At 47.9% G+C, this 725-nt stretch carries 1 pseudogene; it reads right to left on the reverse strand.

The window, feature by feature from the left end:
• Positions 1-107: 107 nt before the first annotated feature.
• Positions 108-725, reverse strand: a pseudogene (locus tag A3738_RS31785) (chemotaxis protein CheA); the annotation flags it as partial.

Here is a 725-nt window from a genome sequence, read left to right on the forward strand (position 1 = left end):
GGGTGGCAACATAGTGATTCAAATCATTGATGATGGCGCAGGCCTGAATCGTGATCGTATTCTTGAGAAAGCCATTGATAATGGCTTGGTGAAAGCGAGTGATAATCTCAGCGATGAACAAGAGGGTCTCCAATACGTTCCATCACTGTTTTGTCGAGTTCCGTTTGCTCACCCAACAACTCCAACTCAACATGCTTGCCGAGTTGTTTGCTCGTATCATGAACCAAACGGGGAAACCGCGAGAACGCAAAACTAATTGGTAGCATGCGTATACGCATAACGCTTTCTTGAAGCTCACGCGTGTGATTGTTGAGCTGCTCAAGCCCTTCCATTAGTCGTGGCAACTTGTCGACGGTAAAATTTCTGCCGAGTTCACCTAGCATAGATTGGGTAATCACTAGTTCCCCAACCATATTAATCAGGCTATCAACCTTGTCGGTTCCGACACGTATTGACGCACTTTCAGCTTTCGCTTGATGCTTCGCTTTGGGTTCGGCTTTGGCCGCAGTAGTTTGAGGTTTTTCTGCGACGACTTGGCTCGGAGCGGATTCCTCTACCACAGGTGCAGGTTTAGCTGAAGAAGTTGCATCCTCTGAGGTATTTGAACTCGACGCTTCAGCAAGCCCAACACCGCCGATATCTATCGCTTCAATCGTCAACTCAGAATCATCAACGACCCATTCAAACACCTCGTCGACTTGCTCTTTTGTCGCCTCGCCAAACAA

It is taken from the genome of Oleiphilus sp. HI0066 (genome assembly GCF_001635725.1).